At 41.5% G+C, this 4680-nt stretch carries 7 protein-coding genes and 1 tRNA gene; 6 read left to right on the forward strand and 2 right to left on the reverse strand.

Translation table 11 applies throughout. From position 1 onward, the window contains the following. Together LD39_RS22255 and LD39_RS15670 are read left to right on the forward strand one after the other, a co-directional pair. The coding region (locus tag LD39_RS22255; protein WP_156112671.1) for an SDR family oxidoreductase at positions 1–148 on the forward strand (148 nt) is incomplete at its 5' end. Positions 149–387: 239 nt separating this feature from the next. Next, on the forward strand, positions 388–1047 hold the full coding sequence (locus LD39_RS15670) for an RlpA-like double-psi beta-barrel domain-containing protein (RefSeq protein WP_035549379.1): 660 nt from the start codon (positions 388–390) through the stop codon (positions 1045–1047). Positions 1048–1199: 152 nt separating this feature from the next. Here LD39_RS15670 and LD39_RS15675 read toward each other — a convergent pair. Then, positions 1200–1272, reverse strand: a tRNA-Val gene (locus LD39_RS15675). A gap of 236 nt (positions 1273–1508) precedes the next feature. Between LD39_RS15675 and LD39_RS15680 the strand changes: the two genes are divergently transcribed. From LD39_RS15680 to LD39_RS15695, 4 genes are all read left to right on the forward strand, one after another. After that, entirely contained in the window at positions 1509–2234 is a 726-nt protein-coding gene (locus LD39_RS15680; protein ID WP_035549382.1) for an esterase family protein, read from the forward strand. Between the two features lie 38 nt (positions 2235–2272). Continuing rightward, entirely contained in the window at positions 2273–2788 is a 516-nt protein-coding gene (locus LD39_RS15685) for a YjcG family protein (protein WP_035549385.1), read from the forward strand. Positions 2789–2791: 3 nt separating this feature from the next. Then, positions 2792–3217 (forward strand): GNAT family N-acetyltransferase, encoded by a 426-nt coding sequence (locus tag LD39_RS15690; RefSeq protein ID WP_035549388.1) that lies wholly within the window; start codon positions 2792–2794, stop codon positions 3215–3217. Positions 3218–3309: 92 nt separating this feature from the next. Then, a complete protein-coding gene (locus LD39_RS15695; RefSeq protein ID WP_035549391.1) occupies positions 3310–3987 on the forward strand; it encodes a DUF421 domain-containing protein in 678 nt (225 codons plus the stop codon). On the opposite strand, the gene LD39_RS23170 is transcribed toward LD39_RS15695, so the two are convergent. Further along, positions 3977–4680, reverse strand: a 704-nt coding sequence (locus tag LD39_RS23170; RefSeq protein ID WP_035549394.1) for an MBL fold metallo-hydrolase, incomplete at its 5' end; no start/stop codon positions are given. The genes LD39_RS15695 and LD39_RS23170 overlap by 11 nt on opposite strands.

The following is a 4680-nucleotide window of genomic DNA, read 5'->3' on the forward strand; positions in this document are numbered from 1 at the left end:
TGCTGAATTCGGTTCCGACAATCCGATGGGACGACCGGGCCAGCCAAGAGAAGTCGCTCCCGCTTTCGTCTATTTAGCAAGCAGCGATTCCAGCTATGTGACAGGTCAGATGATCCATGTGAATGGCGGAGTGCCTGTGAATGGATGATAAGAAAAGAGAAGTCACTAAGAGTGAGCTTCTCTTTTTTCGTTACAATATTTTTAAGAGACCCATTTCTCGACTACTTTTCATGCTAAAGAACTGACTTTTCTTCTTTCGTTCCGGGTTAAAAAATCACGCCATCACTCCCCCATAAGAAGTCCTTCCCGCTTTCACCTCTTTTCACAGGCCAACCCGTTGATACATAGGCTAATGAGGGTGTAAAAGAAAAGACAGGAGGAACACGGATGTATTCGAATTATTATCACATGCCTTATGGCTACCCTTATGTAACAACCCCTTATCTAGAACATCCTTATTCTCGTTATCCTTATCCTCATTACTTTCAACATAGTCAAATGCATTATGACACAAGACAACCAGTACGCGGTCAGGCTACATGGACAGAAGGTGGAGCCGTTACGCAATGCGGGATTCCATGGTCAAAAAATAATTTTATGACGGTAGCTGTAGGAGGCAACTCCCCCTATCAATGCGGCCAAACTATAAAGATTAAAAATGTATCCAATCAAAAAGCCGTTTTAGTAACCGTTGTCGACAAAGTAACGAATTATCCAGCAAATAGAGTAAACCTTCATAGAAAAGCCTTTGAAGCTCTAGGAGCGAATGTAGAGACAGGAGTCATTAATGTAGAAATCATTGGATCTCCTGAGTTAGAGGAAGAGAAATGGGGCAAATACCTTTTGGAGATTGTTCTATCCGCCAACCCTAACTATAAAGTAACGGATTATAGTAAAGTAAGTAAAACCCAGCAAGCTGGTAACAAAACAAGAGAAGTTTACAAATTCGTTTTGAAATCCCCTCAGGAAACCATCAACATCCAAGGAACGGTTGTATATAATCCAGATACGGACAAAATTAATTCCATTAACTTCAAAGAAGTATAACTTGTGATGAATTTAAAAATAGTAAAGAGACAGGGGTGCTCCCTGTCTCTTTTGTTTCTACCATATATGTGAACGATGTTCGATTTGGATAGAAGAAATGACGCGGCCTCTCCCTGGATGAGAAACCGCGCCATTCCGGCACTTTGTATGGATGATTCCGATTGGGCTCGAACCAACGACCTCCACCCTGTCAAGGTGGCGCTCTCCCAGCTGAGCTACGGAATCATATGTATGTCGTCTGACAAGTAATAATATACAACGGATTTTGAGGAGTGTCAACAGGATTTAAAGATTTATTTAATCTTTTGTAAAAACTGCGCAAATATCTTCATTTTTCTTCCATATTAGATCTGTTCTACTTTTTCAACAATTCTATGGTAAAATATATATGTTACGTTTATGCATTTATGACAGCGGGAATTTGTAAAGGAACTTCCTTGCATGTTAGGAGGTGGTCGATGATGGGAAGAGATGGATCTTTTAAAGAATTTAGCATTGAAAGCAGCTATTTAAATGAAACCATGACATTGAGAGTGTACGTACCCGAGAATTACTCACCATTGTATAAGTACCATTTCTGTATTATGCAAGACGGAAATGATTATTTCCAAATGGGTCGTGCGGCCACGCTTAGTGACCAGCTGCATGCCGCTGAGGAAATCGAGAATACCATTTTTATCGGTATTCATTATAATGACAAATACGATCGACAAGATAAATACCATCCAGATGGAAAGAAACAATCGGATTATGTGAATTTCCTGATCCGTGAAGTGGTTCCATTCCTTGATGAGGAATTGCCTGGCTTCTGTATGGGCAGAGGTCGTACGCTTGTCGGTGACTCATTAGCCGGTACGCTTGCTCTGATGACGGCTGTGAAGTTCCCGAATATCTTTGGGAACGTGATCATGCAAAGTCCTTATGTGGACGAACACGTAAAGGAAGTTGTCATGTCGACGAAGGATTTCTCTCCGTTGACGATTTACCATACGATTGGTGATCAGGAAACGGACGTAGAGACGACAGAGGGCGCAAGGAAGAATTTCCTTCAACCGAATCTTGAACTCCGGGATTTCTTGAAAAACCAGTCACTTGATTACACATTCTATGAATTAGATGGTGACCATACGTGGGGTACTTGGCAAAAAGATTTTAAACGCGCTTTACTTACCTTGTTTGGAAAATAGTTTAAATAGTTAATGAAGAATCAGGAGGGGTTAGTCTTATGAAATACGGTATTGCGATATTTCCATCGAAAAAAGTACAAGATGAGGCGAATTCATATCGGAAGCGTTATGACCCGCACTATGCTTTGATTCCACCACACATTACATTAAAGGAAGCATTTGAGGCGGATGAGAGTGAAATCGAATCCAAAATTATACCTGAACTGAAGGAAATAGCAAAAAATACCCAACCTTTTTCTTACGGGATATACAAAGTGAGCTCGTTCTCACCTGTAACCAACACGATTTACTTAAAGATTGATCCGTCTGAAGAGATTTTCGGGTTAAATGAAAAGCTTCATTCCGGTCCTTTGCATGAAGAGAAAGACTTCTCATTCGTTCCTCACATCACAATCGCTCAAAAGCTGACAGACGCGGAGTTCTCTGACGTTTACGGCAGCCTGCAGATGCTGAAATTTGATATCCAGGACGATGTTGATCGTTTTCAACTCCTTTATCAGCTTGAAAATGGAGCTTGGAGCGTTTATGAGACGTTCCGCCTAGGTAAAGGGTAACCAATGGATATCCGCCTAGTTTCGAACAAACAAGAGAAAGACGACGCGTTCCACGTTCGGCGCGTCGTTTTTGTTGAGGAGCAAAATGTTCCAGAAGAGTTGGAGATTGACGAGGATGATCAAAAAGCTATTCATTTAGTCGGTTATGAGGAAAATAAGCCGGTTGCTGCTGCTCGTCTGCGATTCGTTGATGGATATGGAAAGCTTGAGCGCATCTGCGTCATGAAGGACTATCGAGGAAATTCATTCGGAAAACAGATGATTCTTTTTATGGAAGAAATCATCAAAGAACATGATCGCGATCAGGCTAAACTTAACGCCCAAACACATGCGGAAGATTTTTATCAATCTCTCCATTATGTGACGGTTTCAGATGAGTTTATGGATGCCGGGATCCCCCACGTGACCATGATTAAAAAGCTCAAATAAAAAACCTGCCATGTCGGCAGGTTTTTTGTTTAGATCTATTGGTGTTTGTCTAAACTTGAAAGTATATGACAACTCAAGGATCGTGATCAAGCATGGAATATTTAAGAATAACAGCCGAAACGTTCTTCGGGTTCTTCGCCCTTTTCGTTCTTACGAAAGTCTTAGGAAAAACACAAATCACTCAAATTACTGCCTTCGACTTTATTGCAGCCCTTGTTCTCGGTGAATTGGTGGGTAACGCTTTATATGATGACAAAATCGGGATTGCAAAGGTCGCCTTTGCTATTGTCCTCTGGGGAACACTTATCTACATTACAGAGATCATAACTGAAAAATTTAAAGGCACTCGTGAATTTCTTGAAGGAAAGCCTGCGCTTGTCATCCATAAAGGAAAAATTGATCGGGACCGCCTGAAAAAAAGCAACCTGGATATCAACCAGCTTCAGCACCTGTTACGATCCAAAGATGTATTTTCGCTCCAGGAAGTTGAGTATGCCGTACTCGAAACGGACGGAACCATATCTGTGCTTAAAAAATCTCCATATCAAAATGTGAACCGTCAGGATATGAACTTGAAGCCTGAGGCCGTTCCCTTACCCATGGCGATCATCAGTGATGGAGAAATCCTATGGGATAACCTACAGGAAGCTGGATTTGACGAGCAGTGGCTCAACGCTCAGCTTCAAGCTCAAAACATTTCAAAGCCAAGTGATGTCCTTTATGCTGAGTACCAGGAAGGTGAATCTCAGCTTTATTTACTTAACTTTTAGTGTTTGGATAAAACGTCCACCGATGGCCAGTAATTTCATCGTAAATCTGCTGGTCTTTTTTTAATGCCACAAGATAGGCGGTTACAGCCGTTCTGTACAACAGCCACTGAGAAAGCTGCGGAGCTTTGACCTCATAATTTGCACACATATCTGCAACAACTTGTTCATGACTGGCACCTTTATTTTGTTCTAAATAACTTAAAAGCCAGTCCAGGATTTCACGATGAACATCGATGTTTTTTTGAATAGTTTGTGCAGGCTCTTTTTCAAATGGACCGTGACCAGGAACGGCCCCCTCCACTTTAAACGATTTCAACCGCTCCAAGCTTTTGAGCGTTAAGTCAGCATCCGTTATATATGGAATTTTATGCTTACGTAACGCTTCTTCTCCAAAATAACTATCCGCTGCATATAAAATGCCGTCTACTTTAAGCGCTAACTGATGATAACTATGGCCTGATAGTAGAAAGGCTTCTCCCTCGATTGAACCTGCTTGAAAGCTGCCTTCTTCAACGACTTCATCTATTCTCACCGCTTGGCCCTGAAGAAATTTATTTTGTAATTCTTTTACTGGATCATTGCCGCCAAATAAATAAAGCGGCTCTAGCTTCGGATTTCTAAGAATTGCCTCTTCAAATGATGGAGCGAAGGTGTGAACATCATAGGAATCTTGGACATAAGCTGCCCCGCCAT

The sequence above is a fragment of the Halobacillus sp. BBL2006 genome, assembly GCF_000786645.1.
Lineage (GTDB): Bacteria > Bacillota > Bacilli > Bacillales > Halobacillaceae > Halobacillus.

Coding starts and splice junctions, on each gene's coding strand:
- LD39_RS15670 (WP_035549379.1), top strand. CDS start 388: ATGTATTCGAATTATTATCACATGCCTTATGGCTACCCTTATGTAACA.
- LD39_RS15680 (WP_035549382.1), top strand. CDS start 1,509: ATGGGAAGAGATGGATCTTTTAAAGAATTTAGCATTGAAAGCAGCTAT.
- LD39_RS15685 (WP_035549385.1), top strand. CDS start 2,273: ATGAAATACGGTATTGCGATATTTCCATCGAAAAAAGTACAAGATGAG.
- LD39_RS15690 (WP_035549388.1), top strand. CDS start 2,792: ATGGATATCCGCCTAGTTTCGAACAAACAAGAGAAAGACGACGCGTTC.
- LD39_RS15695 (WP_035549391.1), top strand. CDS start 3,310: ATGGAATATTTAAGAATAACAGCCGAAACGTTCTTCGGGTTCTTCGCC.